This is a genomic window from Kribbella sp. NBC_00709, assembly GCF_036226565.1.
Classification (GTDB): Bacteria; Actinomycetota; Actinomycetes; order Propionibacteriales; family Kribbellaceae; genus Kribbella.
The window spans coordinates 4,085,752-4,111,040 of the sequence record NZ_CP108996.1; the positions used below are offsets into that span (position 1 = coordinate 4,085,752).

Below are 25,289 nucleotides of genomic sequence, written 5' to 3' on the forward strand. Positions count from 1 at the left end.
GCCTGTGCGTCGAACGACCGGCTAGGAAATCGACAGCCGCTGGAAGACTTTCAGTACGGCGGCTGCCGAGCGGTCGATGTCGCCAGGGCCGGTGGTCCAGTTGGAGACCGAGATCCGCATAGCGGCCTTGCCCTGCCAGGTGGTGCCGGACATCCAGCAGGTGCCTTCGTTCTGGACCTCGGTGACCACGCGCCGGGTGAGGGCGTCGTCGTCGCCGAAGCGGACCAGAACCTGGTTGAGGACGACGTCGTTGAGGACCTGTACGTCGCCGGCCCGGAGGCGGTCCGCAAATCTCTGTGCCATCGCGTGGCAGCGGTCGACGATCTCGCTGACACCATCACGTCCGAGCGCGCGAAGGGCGGCGTACACCGGGATGCCGCGGGCCCGCCGGGAGAACTCCGGGTTGTAGTCGAGCGAGTCGCGTTCGCCGTTCTCGTCCTGGATCAGGTAAGCGGCCCGGATCGACATCGCGGCCCGGTGCGGCTCGGGATGGGCGCAGAGGACGATGCCGGAGTCGTACGGCACGTTGAGCCACTTGTGCGCATCGGTCGCCCAGGAGTCGGCCTGATCGACGCCGGCGACTAGTTGCCTGAGGCCCGGACTGACCGCGGCCCACAAGCCGAACGCTCCGTCGACATGGACCCAGGTTCGGTGGGCGTGCGCGATCCCGCAGATCTCCGCGATCGGATCGAACGCCCCGGTGTTCACGTTCCCGGCCTGAGCACAGACGATCGTGGGGCTGTCCTTCGAACCGAGCGCCTCGGCGAGTGCATCGGCGCGCATCCTGCCCTGGTCGTCGACCGGGATCGGCTCGATGCAGTCCGTCCCCAGCCCCAGGAACCGCAGCGCTCGATCGATCGTGTCGTGCCGCTCGGCTCCGGCCAGCACGCGGATCTTCGGCGACCCGCTCAGCCCTTGACGCTCCGCATCCCATCCGGCGCGACGCAGTACCTCATGCCTGGCCGCCGCCAACGCGGTGAAGTTCGCCATCTGCGCGCCGGTGACGAATCCGACGGACGTGGTTGCCGGCAGCCCGAACAGCTCGACCAGCCACCGCGCGGTGATGTCCTCCACCACGGCGGCCGCGGGCGAGGCGGCGTACAGACCGGCGTTCTGGTCCCAGACCGTCGTGAGCCAGTCCGCGGCGAGCGACGCGGGCGTGGCGCCGCCGAACACGAACCCGAAGAAGCGTCCACTCCCGCTCGGCAACAGTCCGTCGTCGACCCCTTTCGCAAGGTGTTCAACCACCTCACGCGGATCCGTCGGCCCGGTCGGCAGCGGACCGCCGAGGGCTTGGTGCAGCTCTTCTGCCGTCGCTCGTGGACCGACCCGTCGCTCCGGGAAACTCTTCAGATAGGTCAGCGCCCGGTCGTACGCCTCGGACAGCGGCCCCTCCCAATCAACCATTCCTCCTTTGTACGCCAGTACCGGCGCTACAGTTCGCCCATGCGGATGCGGAGTCAGTGGTCGGCGATCGTCGGCTACTCGTTGGTCGGCGCGGCAACCCAGCTCGTCTGGCTGAACTTCGCCGGCGTCACGACCGTCGCGGCAGGCCGGTACGGCGTCTCCGAGAGCGCGATCGGCTGGCTGGCGCAGGTGTTCCCGCTGCTGTACGTCGTACTCGCGATCCCGTGCGGACTCTTGCTGGACCGCTGGTTCCGGGGCGCCCTGATCGCAGGCGCGCTTTTGACGGCTCTTGGCGCTCTGGTGAGGCTGATCGGCGACGACTTCGGCTGGCTTCTGGCCGGTCAGATCCTGGCCTCGATCGCCCAGCCCCTGGTCCTGAACGCGGTCACCGGCATCACCGGCCGCTACCTCTCCGCGAAGGACCGTCCCACCGGCATCGCGGCCGGCACCGCCAGCATCTTCGCCGGCATGGTGATCGCCTTCCTCCTCTCGGCAATCTTCACCACCGCATCGTCCCTCCCGACGATGCTCCTGATCACCGCCATCTTCTGCGTTCTGTCAGCAGCCGTCCTGACCCTCGTCGTACGCCGCCCGGGCGCCTTCGACCCCGCTCACCCGGCCACGACGATCGCCTACTTCGACTACGCACCGCTGACCCCCCAGGAAGACCCACCCGCCACCGCAGCCACCCACCCTGATGGCCCGGCCGCAATCGCGCATGGCGACGCCGCAGCAGCGCCCACCGATGCGCCGGCCGCGTCCGCCGGCTCCGGCTCGCCTCTCCCGCCCGGTCGCGGCGCGTTGGCGGCCGCGTGGGGTGACCCGTTGATCCGCCGGCTGTGCGTGCTCGCGCTCTTCCCGTTCGGCGTGTTCGTTGCCATGAGCACCTTCGCCCAGGCCCTCCTCGAACCCGCCGGCGTCACCGGCGGTACCGCAAGCACCATCCTGCTGGTCAACGTCGTCGCCGGCGTCGTCGGCAGCGCGACCATCCCGATCCTCGTCGTACGCCGCCACGCCGAGTCCACCCTCCTCGTCGTCAGCCTCACCGCCACCGCCGCGGCCTGCGTCCTCCTGGCACTCGCCCCAGGTGTCCTGACCGGCTTCGTCGCGATCACCCTGATCGGCCTGCTCCTACTGCCCGCCCTCCCGATCGTGCTCGAGCTGGTAGAGCGCCGTACCGGAGAGGCCGAAGGCACCGCCGCCGGCCTGATCTGGATGGCCGGCAACCTCGGTGGCCTGGTGGTTGCGGTCGTCGTCGGACTGCTCGTCGACCACCCGGCCGCCGCGTTCCTGGTGATGGCCGCGATCGCGCTCATCGCCGTACCGGGGGCTCGTGCTCTCCGCCGGCCGATCGCCGAACTCCGATCGCAGTCGCAACCGTAGCGAGCAGCCCGCCCGCGCCCGCGGTGATGAACGTCGTACGGGCGTCCGTGTGCTGCAGCAGCAACCCGCCGCAGACGTACGAGATCCCAGCCGCCAGCCCGATCGCGCCGTACAGATTGCCGAACACGCGACTCCGCATCTGCGCCGGTACGACGCGCTGCAGGTGAGTGTTGACGCCGACGTCGACGCACGCGATCCCGAGCCCGCGGATCACCTGCAACGCGAGCGCCGCCCAGATCGCCCAGGCGAGCCCGGTGACCAGGTTCCCCACGCTGCTCACCGCGAACCCGAGCACGATCAACGTCGGCATCTTCAAGCGGCCCGCGTACCTCGCCAGGATCATGAATCCGACGATCAGCCCGATCCCCGCCCCGGCGTACAACGTCGACGCCGCCGAGTCGCTCCCGTGCAGCTCGTCCTTCGCGAGGAACACCATCGCGACATCGTCCACCCCGTTGAACGCGACCACCGCGAAGAAACCGATCCCGATCACGCGAACCGCCCTGGCCCGCCAGATGTACCCGAGCCCGTCCTTTGCGTCCTTGATGAGGCTGTACCCCGATGGCTCAGCCCGCGGAATCCGCGGCAACCGACTCAGCATGGTGGCCGACACGAAGAACGTCGCCGCATCGATCAGCAGAACCCCGCGTACGTCGGTGACCAGGAACAGTGCTGCCGCGATCAGCGGACCGATCGCCTCCAGCCCGTACGTCCCGGCACCGAGGGCCGAGTTCGCCGCCTCGAGCTGCTCGTCCTCCACCAACCCCGGCATCGCGCTCCGCGAACTCGCCTGAAACACCGTCGCCGCGACACTCCTGACCGCAACCATCGCCAGCAACACCGGCAACGGCGGCAGGATGCTTGCGATCCCGAGGGTCAGCACCCCCTGCACCAGGTCGCACGTCACCATCACCCGCTTGAGATCGAACCGATCCCCGATCGCCCCCGCCACCGCCCCGAACAACCCCGGCACAAAATCCCCCGCCAACAGCAGCAACGCCACCGACAACGCGGCCCCGGTCGCCCCCTGCACATACAGCAGCAACGCCACGAGCCCCAGCGAGTCCCCCAGAACCGAGACCGACCGAGCCCCCCACAACCGCCGAAACCCCACCGACCCCCGCAGCAACCCCCACACAATCCACTACTATGTACCCGCACACCCGCCGGTGTGGCGCAACTGGCAGCGCACCGCTCTTGTAAAGCGGGGGTTAGGGGTTCGAGTCCCCTCACCGGCTCTCCGACCAGGGAACATGCCTTGGAGGTCATAAACCAGAGACCTCCGGGCCATGGTTTACCCCATGGTTTTCCTCGTCCGGAGCACCAGGCATGACCTTGTCGAGCGCCTGGGCGGCTTCGGGGTTCCGGGCCTTCCGACCGAAGTACACGTCCTGTGTCATCGATGGACGGGACTGCCCGAGTTGGTCGGCAACCTGCCGCGCGGTTTGGCCGGCCTCGTCCAGGACGGTCGCCGTCGTCTTGCGGAAGATGTGCGAGGTGACCCATGCCAGCTCATCGGCGACCGACGGCTCTCCAGCGCGTGCGACGAGGTCGAGAACGGACGCACGGACGGTGCGTGACGTCCGGTAGAGATCCAGTAGCCGCTTCGCGTCCGATAAGTCGACGCGTACCCGAGCGGTCTCCACCAGGCTGACGCGGTTCTTCGACCATCCCAGCCGCTGTGCGGCCTCCGTCTGAATGAGACCAGCGTCTCGACGCGCCCTTCGCAACTCCTGCCCGAGTTCGCGGCGGACCTGACTGCCGATCGGCTGTCGAGCTAGACGAAGGTCCTTCCGGACGTTGTTGGGGTCCCGGAATCCGCCCAAGCCATCGGAGAACACGGGGCTATCCAGTCGAACCCCCGCGCTAAACCGCCGCTCCAGCATGGCGATAGCCCAGGACGGCAAGCTGAGCACGCGGTTGCCCGCACGAGACTTTGTGCGTCGTCGGACAAGGCCGTGCCCAGGCACCCTGTTGATCTGCGATGTGATTGCAACTTCCCCGGAGTCGAGATCCACTTCAGCCCAGAGGACACCAAGGGACTCTGCAATTCGAACTCCGGTGGCGAGCATGAAGAGGGAGAGGTCAGGGATGTCGGCCCGCACAGCCCGGTCGTCCTTGGACACCATTGCAAACCAGGCATCCCGCTCCTGAGCAGTGAGTGCACGAGGCACCTTCTTCGGCGCGGCCTCGATCGACTCGATTTCGCGGACTGGGTTCGAGCGGATGGCCCCATGACGAACGGCGAGCGACAGAATGCCTGAGATGACGCTCTTGCACGTCTTGGCCGAGACTGCACCGACTTCATCTTTGATGGCGGTGATGACTTTATCCAGGAGCGGTGTTGTGGCTTCGCCGAGTCGGACCTCACCGATGCGCGGCAACAGGTTGGTCCTGTACTGCTGCTGATAGGTGTACAACGTTCCGGGGGACCGTTTGTCGTCCTTGACCATCGATTCGAGTTTCGCCAGGTACACATCGGCCGCCGTCGAAATCCGGGTCATCGAGGTGAGCATGCCGGACCGTGCGAGTTGTGCGCGCTCCTTCAGCTTGTTCTGGAGGTTGTTCTCAGCCGCTGTCTTGGACTTCCCGTTCGCTTCGACCTGCCGGGTCGTGCCGTCGAAGTCACGGAAGTAGGCGACGGATCGGTAGCTGTCGGCTTTGCCGTTCTTGTCGACATGATCAATGTATGTGCGGATCTTGCCCCATGAGCCCAGCTCTAGTGGCTTCCTTGGCATCGGTCGACTCCCGTCTACGACGCCGACTTTTGTGCGTTGAACCAGGCAACTACCTCGTCCGGGTCGTAGCGCAGGTGCTTACCGATGCGCACCGCTTCTGGTCCGTATCCATGGCAGCGCCACTTATAGAGCGTCTTCACTGGCACACCCAGGTAGACCGAGACGTCGTCCACCGTCCATCGTCGTTCGAGACTTGCGACCATCATCATTTCCTCCTTTGACAGTTACGTGTCAGTGGTTGTTGTCCTCGGCAAGCAGTTCTTTGATGAGGCGTCGGTGTTCGCGGGCCTTGGCGGCGGCGGAGTTGGCGAGTAGCGCGTCGCCGGTGGTCTTCCAGCCGGTGCCTGCGTAGGTGAAGTTGCCGACGATGAGTGTGGTTTCGACATCGTCGGTGTGGTCCTGGGTGCGGTGCTGGTCGCGTCGCCAGTTCGCCCGTGCCTCGCGTAGGGCTTTGAGGGTGGTGGAGTACTGGCGGGATTTGGTGGAGAAGTGGCCGCCGAAGCCGAGCATGTGTGCCCACTTCTGGAGTCGTCGGTAGGACAGCCGTCCGGAGTTCTTGGCTGCTTCGGTTTCGTCCAGGTCGGAGCCGGGGCGTCCGAGTCGCCAGCAGGCGTCGACCAATCGGCCGGCATGGCTGTAGTGGTTGGCGTACCGGTGGACGGTCGCGGCGGTGAGGCGTGCCGAGGAGTGGCCGGTGGCTTCGGCGCCCTTGGTGGCGTACTTGGCGAGGTACCCGGCAACGGCGGTGTCCGTGATGGCTCCGTCTACGGCTTGTCGTACTACCCGTATGTCGAGCTGGGTTCCCCAGGCGATGAGCCAGCCGTCGGGGTTGTCGGGGTGTGGCAGGGACCGGAACCGGGTGGCAACGGCGGCGCGACGTACGGCCTCGGCGAGCATGGTGAAGGTCGCAGCACATGCCGGGGGCTCGATCGCGCTGGGGTCTAGGGGATCGACGCCGTCGAGGCGCATGAGGGCGTGGAAGTGGGCGACCCCACGTGCTTGGAGTTCGGCGACTTTGCCGTAGGAGAGCTTGACCGTCGCGCTGTGCTTCTTGGCTTCGACGCGGAGGATGTCTTTGGCGCGCTCCATGGTGCGTCGCCATAGTTCGCCTGAGAGGGCGTTCCAGACGACCTGGTGGTCGTGGTCGTAGCAGTCCAGGCATAGCGGCGTGCCGAGGATCTTCTCGCCGTCGCGGTGGGTCTGGTGGCAGCGCATGTCGACGCCGTGGGTGCACAGGTCGGGTTCGCGGCGGGGTCGGCAGGGCCGGTTGCGGATCTGGCCGTCTCGAGTGCGGATGGCGCGGGTGCCGTGTACGGGGCCGAAGGTGGGGGCGGTGAAGGTGACGAACGCGGACGGGTGTTGCGCGACGGTGGCCGGGATGCCTTTGCCGCCTTGGAGGCCCGCCAGGACGAGTTGGTAGGTGTCGCCCCGGTAGGTCTCCGCACAGGATGGGCAGACGGCTGCGCGGCGGTTTCCGCAGGCTTTGTAGAGCACCTGGCCAGGCATGTCGTCGGTGTGGCGAGTGGAGACAATGCGGCCAGTTCGTTCGGAGACTACGTGGGACTCACCCCGGAGCCGGATCGGTGCGACGCAGCCGCCTGCGGAGGCGGTGTGTTCGAGCCAGGCGTTGTAGTCCGCGGTGCGTGCGGCGCGCTGGAGTGCGTGTTCGACGGCGTTGGTCGGTGTGTTGCTGTTGTCGGCTCCGGGGACGAACTTCCGGCCCGACTTGGGTTCGTGGACTGAGACGATCTCGATGCCGCCGAGGAGCCCGTTAAGGACGTCGATCGCCGTTGCGGTGCTTTCGTTCTTGGTGTTTTGGGTGGTTGTCATGGTGGGGTCTCCTCTCGTTGCTCTGGCGGGGTGGACCGGAGATTTTGCAGGCCGGCCAACTGGTTTCGGGGTGGTGCCGGGGGGTTGCGCGGGAAGATCTGCTGTTTGTGGGTGTTGACGGTTACGTGTCAGGCGGCGGTTGGGCTGGTGTTGGCCGGGCTGGCGGGTTCGAGGGTGGAGACGCCGAAGAGTTGGTATCCGCAGCCGGGGCAGTAGCGGGCTTCGGTGTGTCCGTCGACGGCGATGACGGTGTAGTCGTCGCCGGGTTCGAGGACGGTGGGGCACCAGTCGTGTCCGTCGAGGTGTTCGTTGGCGACCCAGTCGCACAGGAAGGTGCTGTCGGCGACGGCGTGGTAGACGGTGACTTCGGCGAAGGCGTTGCGGGTGGTGGTCATTGTTGGTGCCCTTTCCTTTGCTGATCTGTCTTGGTCTGGCGTGGTCTGTTGGTGATTCGGTGTTCGCCCTCGTCTCCGGGACCTCGTGGATTCCGGAGGCGAGAGCCAGCAACGAACCGGTGGCTATTCGTCGGGTTCGAAGGTGGATTCGCAGATGCCGCAGGTGATCTCGCCTTCTTCGAGAACTGCTTTGGCAACGCGGATACGCCGTGGGCATTGGCATGCGCAGGCGATGGCGTTGTTGTTGTTCTTTTTGGCCCGTCCCCCGGTCATTTCGGGGTGGCGGTAGGCGATGAGCGCCTTCTTCAGTTCGACCAGGACGCTCTTGTAGGTGGTCGCGGTTTCCTTGCGGAGCGTGCAGGGTGACCAGCCGATCCGGGGGTCTTTGGTGGTATCGAGGCCGAGCTCGCTCGCGAGTGCGGCGAACTTCTGGTTGTGCCAGCGGCCTTGACGGCTGGTGTCTTTGATCTCGCGGACGTTCGCGAGAGCGTGTGCGGCTTCGTGCAGCAGAGTGGTGAAGACCTCTTCGACAGGTCGTTTGAGTCCTTCGCCGGAGATCAGAACTTCGGCCAGGGCGTGTTCGCCGTGCTGCCAGCGACCGGCTGCGAAGTGCCCGTACTTGGCCTGCTTGCTGGCAGTGCCAGAGCCGACGATGATCACGACGGCAGGGACTTCGGTGTGGTTGGCGCGGATCGCCGTCCAGGCTCCTTCGAGTGCGGAGACCAGTTCCGCGGTGGTGTATTCGTCTTGACGCTTACGTGTCAGTCGCGCCTTGGGTGACCCGGTCCGGGTCTTCGAAGCGGTGCTTGTCGTGGTCTTCTTGGCGCGTTTGATCGTGACCGAGACCGCAGGGTGGCTGCCGCCCGTGGACAGCTCTTTGACCTTGTTGCGTACGGCAATCAGTGAGGTGTAGCCGTGGGCGCGTCCGCCTTCGGTGGAGCGGACCTTGTCCATCCGGAGCTGGACCGCGTCCAGTGCCGCTTTCGGGGTACCGCCATAGACGGCGGTGGTCTTGGTGACCGTCCAACCGCCGATGGTCCCGAGGGTCGCGGTGTTGTGATTGGTTAGTCCGGTGAGCTTGGTCGTAGTCGCAGGTTTCGCGGCAGCGATGACCGGGGGCAGAGTGGCCGGCATATCGATGAGGTCGAGTTGGCCGGGGACGTGGACGACGGGAGCGAGGTCGTTGACTACCATTGCTCTCCTCTTTCGTGTGCTTGGCGTTTGGCGCAGATCAGGTGACGGGGGCGGCCGGTGTAGGGGTCGCGCATGAAGGCGTTGTGTCCGCACAGGTCGCAGGGCCACGGGTCGCCAACTGTCGTGTGTGCCCAGTCCTCGGCTCGCTCGGAGCGGTGTGTCTTCTTGGACGGGGTCTTCTTCTTGATCGGCTCTGTGGCCGGTGTGGTGGGTGCTGGCGCGAGGTCTGTCGTGATGGCCTGCTGGCCTTGACAGTTACGTGTCACGCGGCGTTTGGTTGCCGCGCGCTTCATTTGCTGCCGTCCCAGACCGACAAGGTTCCTTCGACCTGCATCTTGAGGTCGTAGATGTCGTTCGAGACGACGGCGACGTAGTACTGGTAGTCCTCGTCGTCGGGGTCGAGTTCGCGACTGTGGCGCTCGTGGGCAGTCACGTCGTCTTGCAAGGCTCGGAAGGCGTTGCTGATCAGTCGGTGGTGGTTGCGGACGAGTTCTTCGAGGGATCGGATTCGGCTCATGGCTGGTCCTCGGTCCACTCGGTGGGGATGTAGATCTCGTCTTGGTTGTGGGTCATGTCCTCGGCGATGTGGTCGACCTGGTGGTCTTCGAGGAGTTGCCGGGCTTCGTAGAGCGCGTCGATGAGTTGGCTGATCGCGGTGATGGAGCCGGTGATGAGTTCGATCTCGATGGGTGTTCCGCCGAGGTCGATTGCGACGAGTGGGGTTTGGCCGTTGCAGGCGAGGTTGATGCCGGCGACGGAGTTGTCGGTGAAGTCGTAGCCGACGATGATGCGGTCTTCGCGTTCGCCGCTGTTGGCGTCGTAGTAGCTCATGACGCCACCTCGGAGGTCTGCCGGATGACGTAGGCGCGTTGCCAGTTGCCGTTGTGAGCCCAGCCTGTGCGGCCTGCTGACCAGCACACGCCGCAGCGGTGGGGTTGGTTGGGTGAGTAGGCGAATGCTCCGCAGTCGTGGAGCCAGCCGGTGTTGCCGTCGGTGTCGCGGACGCTGGTGAAGGCGTCGGCGGGGACGGGTTTGATGGTGATCATGTGGCCCTCCGGAGGTGTACTGCGCGGCGGACGATCTGGTTGACGTGGTGGTCTTCGAGAAGCGCCGTCTTGAGGCGGCGTGGGAATCCGCCTTCGGCGCGGAGCAGTCCGACGCCGAGGGCTTCGGGTTCGATGTCGACGGCGGTGTGGCCTTGGGAGGCCCAGCCGGTGCCGAGGATGATGTCGCTGCTGGAGTCGGTGGCGCAGCGGAACGCGAGCCGGTAGCCGAACAGGTCCCGCAACGAGGTCGGGACGATGTCAGCGCTGGGACGCTGGGTGGATGCGACGGTGATGATGCCCGCAGCGCGGCCTCGAGCGACGATGTCGCGCACAAGGACGCGGAACTCTTCTTGTTGTTCCTTGGTGCCTACGGTGACGGTGAAGTACGCCAGCTCGTCGATGCAGAGGAGCTTGGCGCGGAAGCCGTCGCCAGCGACGATCTTCTTGCGGCCCGTGCGGGCCAGGTGCAAGTAGCGTTCGTCAAGGTCGGCCTGTTGTTCCCGCAGGATGCGGAGCGCCTTGGGCATGTCGTTGCCGACGAACTCTTTGGCAACGGGTGCGTACGGCAGCAGTTCAACGATCTTGCCGTCGATGAGGATGAGATCCACGTCGATGCACAGGGCGGCGTGGGCGACGATGTTGCCTTGGGCTACGGACTTTCCCGCGCCGGGTTCACCGCCGATGAGGATGTTTCGGTACATCAGTCCCACGCGGACTGCGCGGCCTCGTGTGTCCAGACCAAGGTAGGCCGGGTCGTAGATGGACAGCGCACCCTTGGGTGCGGGGGTGACCCCCGGCTCGCGCCGGGGGAACACCGATTTCGGGTTGAAGCTAGACATAGTCGGACACGTCTTCTCCGTTGGCGCCCAAGATCACTGCCTGGTTGTCGTTCACGGCTGCGGTGGTCTTGGTTTTGGATGTTCGAGTGCGGGTCTCACCTGTGCCGGATTTGGCCGGCCGTTCGTTGGTGGACTCGTCGGGGACGCTGTCGGGCGTTAGGAACGCCATGACTGCGTCGTCGGCGACTGCCGCTTCGGGCACGCCGTTGGTGTCTTCGAGCAGTGGCGAGTCGATGGTCTTCTTCGCCAGTGGGTCGCGGCGGTCGATTTCGATCCGCACGATTGCGGCGTTGCGCTTCGATCGGGCGATGGTGGCCTTGCTTGCCCAGCAGGCCGATGCGAGGCTTTCGGCTTTGTTGTCGAGGTCTTCGACCGACTGGCCGGGGCGCATCCAGAGCCAGACGACCTGACCGGTCTTCGTGGAGAAGCAGCCCAAGATGAACGGCAGGTTCCCTGAGTAGTTCAGGATCCGCATCTCGATCAGGCATGCGCGCAGGCGGTGCCGGGTGGTGATACACCAGATCCGGTTCAGAACGAACCGGCGTGCGGGGTTGTCGGTGATGATCCATCCGCAGAGGACGATGATCAGCAGGGCGTTGAGCCAGAGCGGGTTCGACTGCAAGTAGCCGGAGATCGCGTCGCCATGGGCGATGGTGATGTAGGCGATGCAGGCCAGGACGTACAGTTCCCATCGCCAGCGCCAAACGGTGAGCAGCAGCTTGACCGGCCAGGACTGGTTCGGCCGGGTGATGGTCTCGATGGCACCACGTGAGGTGCTGCGCGCTCGACCAGACGAACGCTTACGGGTAGATTTGGGCATGACAAGACCTCCCGATCAGGGGGTTGAGTCAGGAAAGACACCAAGCCGGGACAGGTTTCCTAGGCCGAAGGCCCGACTTGGCGTCTCGTTTCCAGGGAGCGGCCCTTTCGAGGGCCGTTCTTGGTTTCTAGCGGTTCTTGATCGGCGTTGGCACGTAGGTGCCGGCCGCGGAGTCTGCCGCGGAAGCCGTCTTCCAGACCGCGTACGCGTAGTCGCGTGCGGCGTACAGATCGAGGCGGCGATCGTGTGCCTCGCGGTACAGGTCCAGCAGTTGCCAGAACGCATCAGACGCGTAGATGGCGAGTTCATCGTTGCTGACGGCAACGACAGGTTCAGCCCGGTTCAGGCTGCCGGTGATGGCCTTGTCGAGGTACGTGAGTACCATCGAGATCTCGATCTCGATGATTTCGTTGCACTTGGCCGCGTACTCGGCCCGTGCCTGATTCGCTGTGACGGTTCGGTACTCCATCGGTTGCGACATAACTACCTCTTAGCTGAGCAGTGCACGAATCACGGGACGAGTGGAGAACTACTTCGCAGAACCCGACGCGGCGTTGAGGGTCTTGGCCTTGTACGCGACACCGTTCCGCCCGTTGGTGGCCCACGGCATGGCCTCCAGCTCGACCGGCACGACAACAGCGCCAACGTTGACCTTCGGCATGGCATTGCCCGCCAGAGTCACGTTGATCACCTCGCCGCCCGTCTCGTCGAGCGCCATCACCTGAACCGTCCAGAGCAGCTCGTTGGTGTTCCGGTCAGCCTTCTGCCGGCCGTTCTGGTCCTTCTTCTCCTCCACGCCCTTGGTGACCGTGAACGTCTTGCCCGTGGTGTTGATGTCCAGCTTCATGAGGAATCGCCCCTTCTAGGCGTCCGGCCTACTCCCGATGAGTAGGTGTTCTAGTTCAGATACAAGAACACCTATGCCGAGTCGGCAAGCACCAAGTGCAATTACCTGATAACTGATTGTTGACGCTTAAGCGTCAACGAGAGACACGGGTGGGGGAGTCGCCGAGCCGACCCCGATAGGTCACGCGCCCGAAAGTGATGCTCTCGCCGTACTCCAACACCTCGCCGGTGTCGTCGTAGATCCAGTTCCGCCCGAGCATGATGAGGGCGCCCTCGTCGAGACCCAGTCGTTCCGCTTGCTCAGCGCTAGCCGTAGCTGGTTCGAACTGGTCCTGCCATGCGTCGACCTCACGCTTCAGGATGTTCGCGATGTAGGCGAACGTGCCTTCCTTGATCCGCTCGCGGGTCAGAAGCAGCGGTGCCTTCTCTGCCAGGTGCCCGCGGTAGTACGACGTCGATGCGGAGGCCGGCTTGTCATCTGACCGATAGGTCGTCCGGACGCGGCGAATGACCGGAGTGCCACGCTTCAGGCCCAAGGCATCGGCAACCTGTTCTGACGCCTCGGTGATCCCGGCCTCGGTGATCTTCGCGTAGCTCCCGGTGGGATAGATCTTGCCGGTACGCCGAGAGCTGTCCACACGGTCGTTGGCAGCTCGACCGCGCTCCTCCTCCGTCGTCACGATGCTTCCCACACCGCGCTCAGGCTTGATGTACCCCTCGGCTCGCAGAGTGGTCAGTGCGCGCTGTGCAGTAGCGATAGCCACGCCGTAGTCACGCATCAGCGACCGCACAGACGGCACCAAATCGCCAGCCTGCAACTCACCACTGGAGATTCGAGTGCGAATCTCGGTGGCGATCTGCTGATACGGCGGAGCGGGACGCTCCAGCTTCGGGGGCATCGCTAGACCTCAGACTCTCCTATTGGTGTTCTAGAACACCGCTAGCATAGATCGGACAGCGGGTGGAGGTCTAGTAATCGTCCCGCGCGTTGACACGGTCGATGCCGCCGTACCCGGTCGCGGCGACAGAACGCGAGATCTCGACGTCGTGAGGATCCGGCTCGATGCCCTGCTCCTTGGCTGCGACCAGGCGTTTATGGACCCCCTGCAGCTCTAGTACCTCACAGAGCTGAGCTTCTTGAATCTGTTCCCATGTAGCCATCGTCATTCCCACTTCAGACCCGTGATGCGTTCGTACATGGCAACGTAGCGAGCCCGTGTCTCCTCAACGACCGTCGCAGGAATCTCAGGGCCTGGGGGAGTCTTGTCCCAAGTACCTAGATCGCGAGCCCAGTCTCGTACGAACTGCTTGTCGTACGAGATCTGCCGCTGTCCCGGCTTCCAGTCCTCGTCACGCCAGTACCTCGAGGAATCCGACGTCAGAACCTCATCGGCCAGGACGAGTGTCCCGTCCTTCGCGAGACCGAACTCGAACTTCGTGTCCGCGAGGTGTACACCTCGATCATCGGTGATTACCGTCGCTCGCTTGAAGAGCTCTAGCGTCTTCTCCTTGAGAGTTTCCGCGAGCTCTGACCCAACGGCGTCCGAGACCTCATCGAAGGTCATCGGCTCATCGTGGCCGTCCTCCGGGGCTGTCTTGGTCGTCGGCGTGAACACCGGCTCAGGGAGCTTGTCACCCTCAAGTAGCCCAGGACCGATCTCAACACCAGAGATCTTCCCGGTCTCTCGATAGGCGTCCCAACCGAGGCCGGCCAAGTAGCCGCGGGCGATGCACTCAACCTGCACGATGTCGACGTGTCGGCACCGGACTGCGCGGCCCTCGAATTCGGCCGGCACATCGGTAGCCGAGATGACATGGTTCGGCATCACGTCCGCCAGCTGCTCGAACCACCACAGCGACAGACTCGTCAGCAACTTCCCCTTGTCAGGTATCGGCGTAGGCAGCACCACGTCATAGACCGACACCCGATCAGTCGCAACCAGGATCACCTCCCCCGGGCGATCGCTGTACACGTCTCGAACCTTGCCTCGATGTAGCAGCTCCACAGCACTGTTCTAGCACACCTCAGAGCACTGCCAGATCCGAGGGTGCGATCCCTTGAATGAACGTGCTGCTGACTCATATAGTCCCAGGCCAGCAAGCTTGAAAGGCGCAACATGGCACTCGCAATTGAGGAAATGATCGAGGAGGCGAGAGTCGCCGGTTGGTCGACTAGGCAAGGGTCGATAGCGGACGTGGAACGTCAAGCCTCTCTCATCAAGGCGACCTTAATTCCTGTTCGGCGTGGCGAATCACCGGTGTCTCTTCTAAAACCGGTAAAGAAACAGGATGCCAAGCCGCACTCGCTGAGCGCGCTCTACGGCAGGGGTCCGCAAGCACTACACAGTGACGGAGCGCATCTCGCAGAGCCTCCGGATATCGTGATACTTGCAAGTGTTGCCACAAGTGCCGTTCCGACGAAGTTATGGAAGATCAAGCGGCCGTTCTTGCACGGCATTCATAGTAGTTTTCGCCATGGCGTATTCTTGGTGATGAATGGACGCGACAGTTTCTACACAACGGCCTTTCAAAAGGATCAGATTCGATATGACCCGGGCTGCATGGTGCCGTGCGACAGTCGGGCTCGTAAGGTGGTCTCCTTCATGGAGGAGGCACTAGATGACGCTTCGGACCACCATTGGAATGTTCCGAACATGATTCTTGCGATTGATAATCGTCAGGTCCTTCATGCCAGAGCCGATGCTAGTAACGAACCATCCCGCGAGGTGCACCGCATAGCCCTCCGTCTACCTGCGGTGGGCGTATGACTCCGCCGTATGATCACGAAGCATTGTGGATGAAGGCGAAGCTTTTTCTCAACCGTGCGATGGATGAAGATGATCCGAGATCGTTCGACGAACGAGCGCTTTGGGCATCTCTAGCCTTGGAGCTTCTCGCAAAGGCAGCCCTGGCGCGGGTTTCACCTCTGCTCATTGCGGAACCATCGGAAGATGGTGTGAATCTTCTGATTGCTAGCGGGTTGGTAGAAGGTGACGCGAGATTCATTTCGGTACGAGCTAAAACAATCTATTCGCGATGTCAGAAGGCGTTCCGTCCGTTCAATGCGGTCGAAGCCGGCAATATGTCCGCCGCTCGGAATGAATACCTTCATAGTAGCGGTGTCGGATTCGCGACAATCCCTCCTCCAGCCTGGTGGCCGCGATACTGGTCACTCGCGATCGTTCTCCTTGCTGCACTGGAGAGAGACATAAATGAACTCGTCGGGTTCGATAGAGCGTCTGTAGTCGAACATCATCTTGCGCAGAATGCCAAGAACATCGAACATCGCACTGAGACATTGATTGAACGCGCCAAGCAGCGCTTGGCGCAATTCCGCAGCAAAAGCCTTCCCGCCAAGGTCGCGGCCGAGTTCACTCCAGGTCGAGATCGCTCCGCCGGGCTGCGTCATGACATCGCGGAGGTCTGTCCTGCTTGTGGTGAACAGGGGCTTCTCGAAGGTGACGACGTCAGCAATGCGGAGGTGGAGTATGAGCAAATATCTGAGTATGACTTCGAGCCAACCGTCACTGTTACGGTCGAGGCGGAGTATTTCAGCTGCCGAACTTGCCAGCTCGTACTCGACGGCTGGGAGCTGATTGCTCAAGCCGGTCTGCCCGAGCAGTTTGTGACTATTGGGTCAGAAGAGGATCTTCCCCTCGAAGAGGAGTACGGCAACGACTGACCCACAGTCCTTGTTACAGGCTTGCCTGACAAGTTTCTCTACGTCTTCAAGACGGGCCCCTTCAGGGCCCGAAAGCGCGCCGCCACCACAGGGCGGGACGCCTGCCCGCCACTCCGCTAGCGCTTCGTTCTGGGCGCGTCCCTTGGCTTGGCGCGCACGTGCCAACAGGGTGCCGAGTCGAAGACAGCAGACCTCGCCATCAACGCCCGACACTCTGCCGGTCCACCACTCGCGGGGAACGGCCGGCTACCCGCCGCCTGGGCCGACCATCCGCTTGGCTGATCGTCGGTTCCCACATCGCCCCGCTAGCAATCATGGAAGGGACGGTCCGGCACGGCACGCGTCAAGGGCGCCTACGGCGTCCCTCCGGGATCGAGACCCTTGACCCGCACCGCACCAAACCTAAGGTCGGCAGCTATCGGGGCGATGCGGGAGGTCTGCCCGTGCGCTTGACACGTAACCGTCAACATTGCCACGGCGAACTAGTCCCAAGGATCGGCGGGTGGTGTAGCCCATGGATCAGTTCTTGACGGTGATGCCGCCCACGGGTCATCGACCTCTGCCGTGTTGGTAGTCATTGGCTCGATGGTCTCTTCCTCGAAGTCCAGAGCACGCATGGCAGTGGTCAATAGATCTTGGTAGGTGACGACCTGCACGCGCGACAGATGCGCGTTGTAAGTGCGGATTGCCTCACTGATGATCTGCTCATCCTTCGTCTCCTTGTTGTGGGACGGATGGCCGATAACGACTGTTGCGAAATTCCTCCGCATGTCGTAATTGAGACCCTTCTCTTTGCGATACTGGGTCTCCATCGTTGAGCCCGTTTCATCAAGCGTTCGCAGGTAGCTCATGGTCTGCGACACTGCCTCGTGAACCTCTTCGCCAACAATCCAATGACTGCGGTGTAGGCGGACCAATCCACTAATCCGTGGGCCTTTTAGCTCAACAATGTGCAGACTGCCATCTGCGCAGATCAGCGGGATGTCGTATGCATCCATCTTCAGTAGATCCCGCTTTGCTACCCCAGTGTATCGACCGCCGAAGATCCAGTACTCATTGCCCATCTGGGCCTGAACGTCTGTTTCGGTTGTCTCCGGCAGCTCCACCAACTCAACCAAGCTCTTCAAGAGATCGCGCCGCCGCTGGATTGCCGCCTGCTCAGCGAGTAGGCGGGCAGTATTGTCGGTCAACAGTAGTGGCAATAGATCTCTGACCCGACCATTACGAAGCAGTGCGGCGGAGAGCTCCTCGGTATCGACTACTTCATCGGCCAATACCGTGGCCAACATAGATACCGGATCCTCTGAATCCACGATCCGGTAGCGACCAGAACGTTCAATCTCGGTATTCAAGAAGCTGGTCACGATGTCGATCTCGCTATTTTCGCAGAACCATTGCTGAGCGGGGGTAGCGAAATTATACCCGCCACCATCCGGCAATTTTCCGAAGGTGGCGAATCGCAATTCGGTTCGTTTTATCTCGCCGCTCCTGCTGTCGCCAAACTGCGCCAGGCGAACCGTCTTATAGGCCTTTGGTCCATTCTTCACAACGGCTTTTTTGTAGCCTAAATGCCCTTCCTGTGTTGGCTGTTGTCCAAGCCAAACATCAAACTCGTCCTCAAACCCCACAATGAACTCCCCCCACGAGAGATTCGCTGGCAATGATCGTTCTGGTCTAGTCCCTGCATAACTGACCGTACATGAGTCATCGACGCTTGGGTACGGTCCGCCCAGCGAGCGGAGGCGTGCCCAGGAGCGATGGCCCGTGGGAGTCGCGGTTCGGGCCGTACAACGGACCGCAGGTGCTGTGACCCCATGGTTTAACCCATGGGTTTCAACGCGAGCCGACGCCAGAAGATGACGAGCGATGAACCACTCGATGTTCCGGAAACCCTGCTCCATAAAGGATCTGAGCATTGATGAGTAGTAACGGCAGGTGACTGCGTAGAAAGCGGTGGTTGGGGGTTCGAGTCCCCCCGCCGGCTCTTCGTTTTACCAGGAATTACTACGGATAGTGATGGACTGTCGTGACGGTCTGTCAATGGATCTGTCAATGCGTACGATTGATCCATGCCTGGACGTCGCAAGACCGGCGGTCGTGAGCGAGGGTTCGTCCGCAAGCGCGGCAACTCGTATCAGGTGCTGGTGTATGAGGGCGTAGACCCCGTGACGGGCAAGGACTCGTACCTGACCGAGTCGACTCGCGACGAGAAGAAGGTCTCAGAGATCCGGTCGCGACTGCTCGCCAAAGTCGATCGTCAACGGAACGCCGCGACCAAGGCCACCTTGTCGTACGCGCTGGACGCGTGGCTCGAAGTCCACGAGGCAGATGACTCCACGCTCGATCGGTACCGCGAACTAGCCGACCGGACCATCGGTCCAGCCCTCGGTGACGTACCGATCTCGAAGCTCGGAACCCGTGCCCTGGAACAGTTCTACGCGCAGCTGCGACGCTGCAGAGTGAGGTGCGACGGGAAGCCGTTCATCGAGCACCGCACCGCCGGCGAACACGAATGCCGTGTGGTAGTGAAACACCGGTGGCCACCAGGCCGGCCCTCAGCGAAGACCCGCGCCGAGCACGACTGCGCCGCGGCTGGATGCAAGGTGGCCGAGTGCCCGCCGCATGTCTGCAAGCCTTTGTCAGCAGGGACAGTCCGCAAGATTCACTTCGTGATCAGTGGCGCGCTTGCGGCTGCAGTTCGATGGGAGTGGATCGGCAGCAATCCCGCAGCCGAGGCGAAGAAGCCGAAGCAGGCGCCTCCGCAACCGCAGCCTCCTACATCCGACGAAGGGTCGCGGATCCTTGCTGCCTCCTGGGAGCAAGACTTCGCCTGGGGCATGCTGATCTGGTTGAAGATGGTGACGGGAGCGCGACGCGGCGAGCTGCTCGCGCTGCGCTGGCATGACTTGCACCTGGACCAAGGTGTGCTCGAGATCCGCCGCAACTTCACCCACCGAAACGGGAAGGCGCGAGAGAAGGACACCAAAACACATCAGATGCGCCGCATCAGCCTGGACCCGGGAACGGTTGAGTTGCTCGGCACACACCGCCTCAACTACCAGGAGCAGCTGACGAGGCTTGGTGTGGCGTTCGATGAGTCAGCGTTTGTCTTCTCCTACGAGGCGGACCACAGCCGACCGTGCAACCCGGACGGCGTAAGCCACCGGTACACCGAGATGTGCATAAGGCTGGGCATCAAGAGTCACCTCCACACCTTGCGGCACTATTCGGCAACCGAGCTGATCAGTTCCGGCGTAGACATCCGCACAGTCGCCGGCCGCCTGGGCCACGGCGGTGGCGGCACAACAACGCTTCGCGTCTACGCTGCGTGGGTTGCTGAGTCAGACCGCCAGGCAGCCAACGTGCTCGCCGGCCGCCTGCCAAAGCCACGCTCGACCACCCGATCCGACTGACCCGCCGCGGCGCTTGCGAGCCCATCCTGAGCGCCTCATTACGAGTCCGTTGCCCTCAGCCCCAACCACGCGACGACCCCTGACCGCGAGCGCTGATCTAGCTCAGGTACTGGGGGACGGGCTGTTTAGGGCTTTTCGGGGGCACGAACTTGCTTCTGAGCATAGAGGCGGTAGGCGGGCGCCAACGTCGGTGGCTTCATGACCTGGACATCTGTCGTCGCCGCGCGTCCCGGCCTGCGCCGGTTCAGAACGTCCACTATCTCGGCTCGAATCGCGATGACAGCAATTGACTCGAGTTCTGGATTCCCATGCCACCCGAGTCGCTGAACTGCGGCCGTCAACACATCGTCAGAAGGGGGCTCATGCATGAACATGACTTTCCGGGTCAGCTCCAACGGTTCCTCCGAGGCGCGCAAGCGAGCCTTGAACTCACCTTCGGCCGCCAGAGCCTGCACCATGCGCTCCGTGTGGTCTTCCTTCGAATCGCTCGGATCCGTTTCGTATCGGAGCGTTTGCAGCTTGTCGAATGCTTCTAACAGGCTCACTGCGGCGGCGAACCTGTCTCGCTCAACCGCGCGGTCGTCTTGCATGGTTGCGATTTCAGACGCCCGGCGAACGGCCCACGCTGCCGCAATGGCAGCCCCAGCGGTTCCTATCGCAGTCACCACGTTCAGGAATGTCGTCAGCGAGTCGCTGACCAGCACGATCATCGGACCATTCTGCATCTGACGTGTCGATCCGACGCAGTTCAAGCACCGAAGCTCGCACACCGACCTCCCCTCTGAGCTGGCCGGCCAATCGGGCCGTCGTCCCGGAGTCGTGAGGCCCCCGCCGGAGGCAATGCTCTTGGCTCTCCTGAAAGACACCAAGTGCGGGCGCGGCGGTGAACGGCCGCAGGCCGCATGCGCACACCGAAGGCGCGCCTTGATCCATGAGAGGTCAACCCGGCAACCCGGGAAGGGAAGGAAGGGAACTTGTGTCCTCCGTCGACAGATGTGCGACGTTCGTCCGCCAGGTGATCTGCGACAGTAGGAAGCGGTACCGGATTGTGGCAGGGTGCGGTAAACGGGGTGCGCAACGTTTGGGTGGTGACGAGCATCTTTATGGATGTGACAACGAACTCGAGCACTGCCCCGGCACTGCTAGCGGTCATGTGTCTAGGTCTCGGCGCGTGTAGCGCCCCTGCCAGTGACTCCACGCAGGGTTCGACGACCGCCGTGGTCTCATGCGCGAGTGCTCCCTTGTCAGTCACCTTCGCTGATCTCACCGTGAAGGCAGTCAACACGGGGACCAGCACGTGCAACCTTTCCGAGAGTTATCCGGTGGAGCTGCCGTGGTGGCGCATCGTGGGCCCCGGACCCTCCCCTGCTGCCGGTGCACTGCCTCCGGGCGCTGCTTTGGTGCAGGCCTACAAGCCTGAAGGCAGTAATGGTTGTCCATGGCCCGGTACACCGAGTGGTGCCGCCCAACTCACCGTGTCTGTCGAGGGAAGGGCTCACGTGCTGAGCCTGCCTTCGAAGGTCGTGCATGAGATTGCGGAGTGCGACATGGTCTCGGTCCTGTCTCCGACCATTGAGCCTCCGGCTCCCTCAGTTGGTCGCTAGTCGTCTAGCCTGTCGCACATCAGCTGACGGAAATGTGTCGCGGATCTGTTGGCGGATCACAGGAAAGGGAACTTGTGCTTTGCGGGCGGTGCGGGATTGGCGCGCTATCCACCTGGCTCAGCTCGCCTGGCTTGGGTTGAAGCAGAGGTGCGTCAGGCCTGCTCGAAATCAGGCGTTGTCAGAGTTGTCGCCCACGGTGCTAAGCGGGCCGCGTCCCGCCGTGAGATCGACCAGCCTACGTACACCGTCCACGACGACCGGCAGCGAAATCGTCCAGTCGTACCAGGTGTTGTCATACGCATAGGGACTGCCCCCGGTTCGGTTGACTCCTGACCTGTGAGGACTTCGGTTCTTGCTGGAAGGATGTCTGTTATGCCGAAAGCCTTTCCTGAGGAGTTCCGTCGTGACGTGGTCGCGGTCGCCCGCAAGGGCGAGGCGCCGATCGCGCAGATCGCAAGGGACTTCGGGATCTCTCAGTCGTGTCTGACACGGTGGCTGAAACTGGCCGATATCGAAGACGGCAACCGCCCGGGCGCGACCCAGCAGGAGTCGGCCGAGCTGCGGGAGGCGAAGAAGAGGGTTCGGCAGTTGGAGCAGGAGAACGAGATCCTGCGCCGGGCTGCGGCCTACTTCGCCCGTGACATCAACCCAAAATGATGTACCCGCTGGTCCTTGACCTGGCCGCCGACAAGATCCCTGTCGCGGTGACCTGCCGGGTGCTCGGCTTCAGCAAGCAAGCCTTCTACAAGTGGCGCGCAAACCCTGTCACACCACGCGATTACGACGATGCCCACCTGATCAACGCCGCTCGCGAGATCCACGGCGACGACCCCGGCTTCGGCTACCGGTTCATCGCCGACGAACTCCCGGGCAAGGGCATCACCGCGAGCGAGAACCGGGTCGCCCGACTGTGCTCACAAGAACGGCTCTGGTCGATCCACTCCAAGAAACGCGGCCTGAACCGCAAAGCCGGCCCGCCCGTTCACGACGATCTCGTGAAGCGGGTGTTCACCGCAGCCGCGCCGAACCTGGTCTGGCTGACCGATATCACCGAGCACGCCACGACAGAAGGCAAGTTGTATTTGTGCGCGATCAAGGATGTCTACTCCAACCGGATCGTCGGTTACTCCATCGACTCACGCATGAAGGCGTCCCTGGCCGTGACCGCCCTGCGTAACGCGGTCGCACTGCGCACACCCGCAGCCGGGCTCATCGTCCACAGCGACCGCGGCAGCCAGTTCCGGTCCAAGAAGTTCATCCGGGTCCTCAAAGCCCACCAACTACGCGGCTCGATGGGCCGGGTCGGAGCCTGCGGCGACAACGCCGCCATGGAATCCTTCTTCGCCCTGCTCCAGAAGAACGTCCTGGACCGGCAACGCTGGACCAGCCGCCACCAACTACGGCTGGCGATCGTCTCCTGGATCGAAACCAGCTACCACCGAAAGCGCCGGCAACGCCGCCTCGGCAGACTCACACCCATCGAGTTTGAGACAATTCAACCCGTCGCACTCGCGGCCTGAACCACCAAACCCCGCGAGTCAACTGAACCCGGGGCAGTCCCGAGCGCGTGCCCTGGACCAGTTCTATGCGCAGCTGCGCCGTTGCAGTGCGCGATGCGACGGCAAGCCCTTCGTAGAGCATCGAACCGCAGATGCACATGAATGCCGAGTGGTGTGAAGCACCGGTGGCCGCCTGGCCGGCGGGGTGCCGGGTTACCGAGTGCCGGCCGCATGTCTGCAAGCCATTGTCGGGCGGAACGGTGCGGAAGGTTCACTTTGTCATCAGCGGAGCGCTTGCGGCCGCGGTTCGCTGGGAATGGATCGACAGCAATCCCGCGGCGGAAGCAAAGAAGCCGAGACAGGCCCCGCCGCAGCCGCAGCCGCCGACGTCAGATGAGGGTTCTCGGATCATCACGGCTGCGTGGGCGCAGGACTTGGCCTGGGGAATGTTGATTTGGCTGAAGATGGTGACGGTGCGCGACGCGGCGAGCTGCTCGCGCTGCGCTGGCATGACTTGCACATGGACCAAGGCGTGGTCGAGATCCGCTGCAACTTCACCCACCGGAACGGGAAGGCGTGGGAGAAGGACACCAAGTCACATCAGATGCGGCGCATCAGCCTTGACCCGGGAACCGTCGAACTGCTCGCCACACACCGTCTCAACTGAACGATTGTCGCGGCGGCAGTGCCAGCTGGGTCGCAGCGACAGACCACGTCGCGGGTGCGATGACGCAAACCGCATCAACTACCGGATCTTCCATGTGAAGGCATTGGCTGCGGCCAGTCGCGCACATACCGGTAGGAGCAGCGGTGCGTGCGTCAGTCAGGTCGTTGCGGATGTGCTCGGGCCGCGGTGATGGCGGCGTCGATGTCCCGATAGATCACGAGTCCTGCTCCGTTGTCGGTGTGGTGGAGGACGTCGCGGACCTGGCCGATGTCGCGGGCGAGGTAGAGGCGGACGTCGCGGGCTGCGAGTTCGCGGCTGAGTTGATCGAGCATGCCGGCCGCGGTGACGTCGATGAACGGGCTGCTCTCGCCGTCCAGTACGACGGCGAGGGAGCCGGGTGTGGCGAGGGCACGGATGCTGTCGCGGACGTGATCGGAGTTGGCGAAGAACAGCCCGGATTCCACGCGGATCACGAGGATGCCGTCCTCGGGGCGGAGGTCGGGGTGCCGGTCGGCGTCCACCCAGAGTCCTGGCCGGTCGGGGTCGGCGCTGCGGACCAGCCGGGTCACGTGTGGCCGGCTGGCTCGGTAGAGCAACAGAGTCATCGAGACGGCGATGCCGATGACCAGGCCGGGCAGGGTGTCGAAGACGAGTACGCCGAGCATCGCGGCGATCGCGGCGAGGAAGTCCGCGCGGGTGGCGGGGCCGTAGATGCCGCCCAGCCGTTCGGACCAGACGCGATACAGCCGGCGCAGGGCGGCGATGTCGACCAGCTCGATGACCGCGGCGATCACGATGGCGGCCAGGGTGGCCTCCGGGAGTTGCTCGAACAGGCTGGTCAGGAACAGCAACGTCACGACCGTGAGCGCGGCAACCATCAGCCCGCTGAACTGGGAGCGGGCGCCGGCCCCGCCGTTGACGGCGGTCTTGGACAGGCTGCCGTTGACGACCATCCCGGAGGCGAGGCCGGCGCCGAGGTTCGCCACGCCCAAACCGGCCAGCTCCCGGTCGGCGTCGATGTCGTAGCCGGCCCGGGCGGCGTACGTCTTCGCCGCCGCCAGTCCCTCGGCAAATCCGACCAGCAGCACTCCGCCGGCCGGCCCCACCAGGGCGAGGTAGTCGTCCCACGTCAACCCGTCAGGGAGGCCGAAGGTCGGCAGACCGGACTGGATCTGTCCGACGATCGCCACGCCGTGCTGGTCGAGGTCGAACAGGGCGACGGCGGCGATGCCGAGCAGAACCACCACTAGCGACCCCGGGACGAGCGGCAGCCACCGGCGCAGTCCCAGCACCACGACCAGGCTCAGCAGGCCGATCGCCAGCGTGGCCCCGCTCGTCTGGTCCAGGGAGGTGAGCAGGTGCCAAAGCTTGGCGAAGAAGTCGCCGTCGCCACCCTCGATGCCGAATAGCTTGGGGAGTTGTCCGGCCACGATCGTCAGCGCCAACCCGACGATGAACCCCTTCAACACCGGCTCGGAGATGAACGAGGCGAGAAACCCCAGCCGCGCCAGTCCGGCAGCCACGCCGAGGACCCCGGTGACCAGCGCGAGCGCGGTAGTCAGCGCGGCGTATCGATTGTCGCCAGTGGCGACGAAGGTGCCGACGATGCCGGCCGACAACGCCGCGGTCGCCGACATCGGACCGACCACCAGGTGTCGGGAACTTCCGACTGCCGCGTAGAGCACCAGTGCCGGCACTGCCGCGTACAGGCCTACGACCGGCGAGACGCCGGCGATCGTGGCGTAGGCCAGTGACTCGGGTACCAGCACCGCCCACACTGTCAGGCCCGCGACCAAATCGCGGCGCAGCCAACGGGGCCGATACCCGGCTAGCGAACCAAACAGCAACCCCACGCGGGTCACCCCGCCTCCCTCGTCGGCCTGCGGGCCGCCGATCCCCTTGCCGATCACGACGATGCCGATTGCC

26 protein-coding genes and 1 tRNA gene are annotated in these 25,289 nt (G+C 63.7%); 7 read left to right on the forward strand and 20 right to left on the reverse strand.

All coding sequences use genetic code 11. The features are described from left to right. Positions 1-21: 21 nt before the first annotated feature. Positions 22-1,407, reverse strand: a complete 1,386-nt coding sequence (locus tag OHA18_RS20125; RefSeq protein ID WP_329005692.1) for a pyridoxal phosphate-dependent decarboxylase family protein — start codon at positions 1,405-1,407, stop codon at positions 22-24. A gap of 39 nt (positions 1,408-1,446) precedes the next feature. Between OHA18_RS20125 and OHA18_RS20130 the strand changes: the two genes are divergently transcribed. Beyond that, the gene (locus OHA18_RS20130) at positions 1,447-2,790 is read left to right on the forward strand and encodes an MFS transporter (protein WP_329005693.1); all 1,344 of its coding nucleotides are present in this window, start codon (positions 1,447-1,449) and stop codon (positions 2,788-2,790) included. Here the strand turns inward: OHA18_RS20130 and OHA18_RS20135 are convergent. After that, positions 2,720-3,928 (reverse strand): MFS transporter, encoded by a 1,209-nt coding sequence (locus OHA18_RS20135; protein WP_329005694.1) that lies wholly within the window; start codon positions 3,926-3,928, stop codon positions 2,720-2,722. The genes OHA18_RS20130 and OHA18_RS20135 overlap by 71 nt on opposite strands. 27 nt (positions 3,929-3,955) lie before the next feature. On the opposite strand from OHA18_RS20135, the gene OHA18_RS20140 reads away from it, so the two are divergent. Then, positions 3,956-4,028, forward strand: a tRNA-Thr gene (locus tag OHA18_RS20140). 27 nt (positions 4,029-4,055) lie between these two features. On the opposite strand, the gene OHA18_RS20145 is transcribed toward OHA18_RS20140, so the two are convergent. From OHA18_RS20145 to OHA18_RS20215, 15 genes are all read right to left on the reverse strand, one after another. Next, entirely contained in the window at positions 4,056-5,528 is a 1,473-nt protein-coding gene (locus tag OHA18_RS20145) for a helix-turn-helix domain-containing protein (protein ID WP_329005695.1), read from the reverse strand. 14 nt (positions 5,529-5,542) lie between these two features. Next, a complete protein-coding gene (locus OHA18_RS20150; protein ID WP_329005696.1) occupies positions 5,543-5,734 on the reverse strand; it encodes a helix-turn-helix transcriptional regulator in 192 nt (63 codons plus the stop codon). A gap of 25 nt (positions 5,735-5,759) precedes the next feature. Next, positions 5,760-7,358 carry a replication initiator gene (locus tag OHA18_RS20155; protein WP_329005697.1) on the reverse strand — a complete coding sequence of 533 codons (1,599 nt, stop codon included), beginning with the start codon at positions 7,356-7,358 and terminating at the stop codon, positions 5,760-5,762. A 128-nt stretch (positions 7,359-7,486) separates the two neighbouring features. After that, on the reverse strand, positions 7,487-7,753 hold the full coding sequence (locus OHA18_RS20160; RefSeq protein WP_329005698.1) for a hypothetical protein: 267 nt from the start codon (positions 7,751-7,753) through the stop codon (positions 7,487-7,489). 123 nt (positions 7,754-7,876) lie between these two features. Further along, positions 7,877-8,947 (reverse strand): hypothetical protein, encoded by a 1,071-nt coding sequence (locus tag OHA18_RS20165; protein WP_329005699.1) that lies wholly within the window; start codon positions 8,945-8,947, stop codon positions 7,877-7,879. Between the two features lie 289 nt (positions 8,948-9,236). Continuing rightward, positions 9,237-9,464, reverse strand: coding sequence for a hypothetical protein (locus OHA18_RS20170; RefSeq protein WP_329005700.1), 228 nt, complete (start codon positions 9,462-9,464; stop codon positions 9,237-9,239). Further along, positions 9,461-9,778: a hypothetical protein gene (locus tag OHA18_RS20175; protein ID WP_329005701.1), complete on the reverse strand. Its 318-nt coding sequence runs from the start codon at positions 9,776-9,778 to the stop codon at positions 9,461-9,463. The genes OHA18_RS20170 and OHA18_RS20175 overlap by 4 nt, the downstream gene beginning before the upstream one ends. Then, positions 9,775-9,993: a hypothetical protein gene (locus OHA18_RS20180; RefSeq protein WP_329005702.1), complete on the reverse strand. Its 219-nt coding sequence runs from the start codon at positions 9,991-9,993 to the stop codon at positions 9,775-9,777. Before OHA18_RS20180 ends, OHA18_RS20175 begins: the two co-directional genes overlap by 4 nt. Beyond that, entirely contained in the window at positions 9,990-10,808 is an 819-nt protein-coding gene (locus tag OHA18_RS20185) for an FtsK/SpoIIIE domain-containing protein (RefSeq protein ID WP_329005703.1), read from the reverse strand. Before OHA18_RS20185 ends, OHA18_RS20180 begins: the two co-directional genes overlap by 4 nt. Before the next feature lie 16 nt (positions 10,809-10,824). Next, complete coding sequence (locus OHA18_RS20190; RefSeq protein WP_329005704.1) at positions 10,825-11,652, reverse strand: hypothetical protein; 828 nt, start codon at positions 11,650-11,652, stop codon at positions 10,825-10,827. A gap of 127 nt (positions 11,653-11,779) precedes the next feature. After that, a complete protein-coding gene (locus OHA18_RS20195) occupies positions 11,780-12,121 on the reverse strand; it encodes a hypothetical protein (RefSeq protein WP_329005705.1) in 342 nt (113 codons plus the stop codon). 60 nt (positions 12,122-12,181) lie between these two features. Beyond that, positions 12,182-12,499 (reverse strand): hypothetical protein, encoded by a 318-nt coding sequence (locus OHA18_RS20200; RefSeq protein WP_329005706.1) that lies wholly within the window; start codon positions 12,497-12,499, stop codon positions 12,182-12,184. Between the two features lie 133 nt (positions 12,500-12,632). After that, positions 12,633-13,397 carry a GntR family transcriptional regulator gene (locus OHA18_RS20205; protein ID WP_329005707.1) on the reverse strand — a complete coding sequence of 255 codons (765 nt, stop codon included), beginning with the start codon at positions 13,395-13,397 and terminating at the stop codon, positions 12,633-12,635. Between the two features lie 70 nt (positions 13,398-13,467). Then, the gene (locus tag OHA18_RS20210) at positions 13,468-13,659 is read right to left on the reverse strand and encodes a hypothetical protein (RefSeq protein WP_329005708.1); all 192 of its coding nucleotides are present in this window, start codon (positions 13,657-13,659) and stop codon (positions 13,468-13,470) included. Between the two features lie 2 nt (positions 13,660-13,661). Next, a complete protein-coding gene (locus tag OHA18_RS20215; RefSeq protein WP_329005709.1) occupies positions 13,662-14,504 on the reverse strand; it encodes a phosphoribosylaminoimidazolesuccinocarboxamide synthase in 843 nt (280 codons plus the stop codon). Positions 14,505-14,693: 189 nt separating this feature from the next. Between OHA18_RS20215 and OHA18_RS20220 the strand changes: the two genes are divergently transcribed. After that, entirely contained in the window at positions 14,694-15,266 is a 573-nt protein-coding gene (locus OHA18_RS20220; protein WP_329005710.1) for a hypothetical protein, read from the forward strand. 29 nt (positions 15,267-15,295) lie between these two features. Next, entirely contained in the window at positions 15,296-16,180 is an 885-nt protein-coding gene (locus OHA18_RS20225; protein ID WP_329005712.1) for a hypothetical protein, read from the forward strand. Positions 16,181-16,662: 482 nt separating this feature from the next. On the opposite strand, the gene OHA18_RS20230 is transcribed toward OHA18_RS20225, so the two are convergent. Then, positions 16,663-17,808 carry a Shedu anti-phage system protein SduA domain-containing protein gene (locus OHA18_RS20230; RefSeq protein ID WP_329005713.1) on the reverse strand — a complete coding sequence of 382 codons (1,146 nt, stop codon included), beginning with the start codon at positions 17,806-17,808 and terminating at the stop codon, positions 16,663-16,665. 657 nt (positions 17,809-18,465) lie between these two features. Here OHA18_RS20230 and OHA18_RS20235 point away from each other — a divergent pair. Further along, the gene (locus tag OHA18_RS20235; RefSeq protein WP_329005714.1) at positions 18,466-19,593 is read left to right on the forward strand and encodes a tyrosine-type recombinase/integrase; all 1,128 of its coding nucleotides are present in this window, start codon (positions 18,466-18,468) and stop codon (positions 19,591-19,593) included. Positions 19,594-19,718: 125 nt separating this feature from the next. Here the strand turns inward: OHA18_RS20235 and OHA18_RS20240 are convergent, their stop codons facing one another. Then, complete coding sequence (locus OHA18_RS20240) at positions 19,719-20,303, reverse strand: hypothetical protein (protein ID WP_329005715.1); 585 nt, start codon at positions 20,301-20,303, stop codon at positions 19,719-19,721. 1,266 nt (positions 20,304-21,569) lie between these two features. Between OHA18_RS20240 and OHA18_RS20245 the strand changes: the two genes are divergently transcribed. Together OHA18_RS20245 and OHA18_RS20250 are read left to right on the forward strand one after the other, a co-directional pair. Beyond that, positions 21,570-22,717 (forward strand): IS3 family transposase gene (locus tag OHA18_RS20245; protein WP_328999492.1). Its coding sequence is split into 2 segments (ribosomal slippage): positions 21,570-21,840 and positions 21,840-22,717, totalling 1,149 coding nucleotides; the frame shifts between segments, so codons are not numbered across the junction. Between the two features lie 400 nt (positions 22,718-23,117). Beyond that, on the forward strand, positions 23,118-23,363 hold the full coding sequence (locus OHA18_RS20250) for a hypothetical protein (RefSeq protein ID WP_329005716.1): 246 nt from the start codon (positions 23,118-23,120) through the stop codon (positions 23,361-23,363). 152 nt (positions 23,364-23,515) lie between these two features. On the opposite strand, the gene OHA18_RS20255 is transcribed toward OHA18_RS20250, so the two are convergent. After that, complete coding sequence (locus tag OHA18_RS20255; RefSeq protein ID WP_442914398.1) at positions 23,516-25,225, reverse strand: SulP family inorganic anion transporter; 1,710 nt, start codon at positions 25,223-25,225, stop codon at positions 23,516-23,518. Between the last annotated feature and the right edge of the window lie 64 nt (positions 25,226-25,289).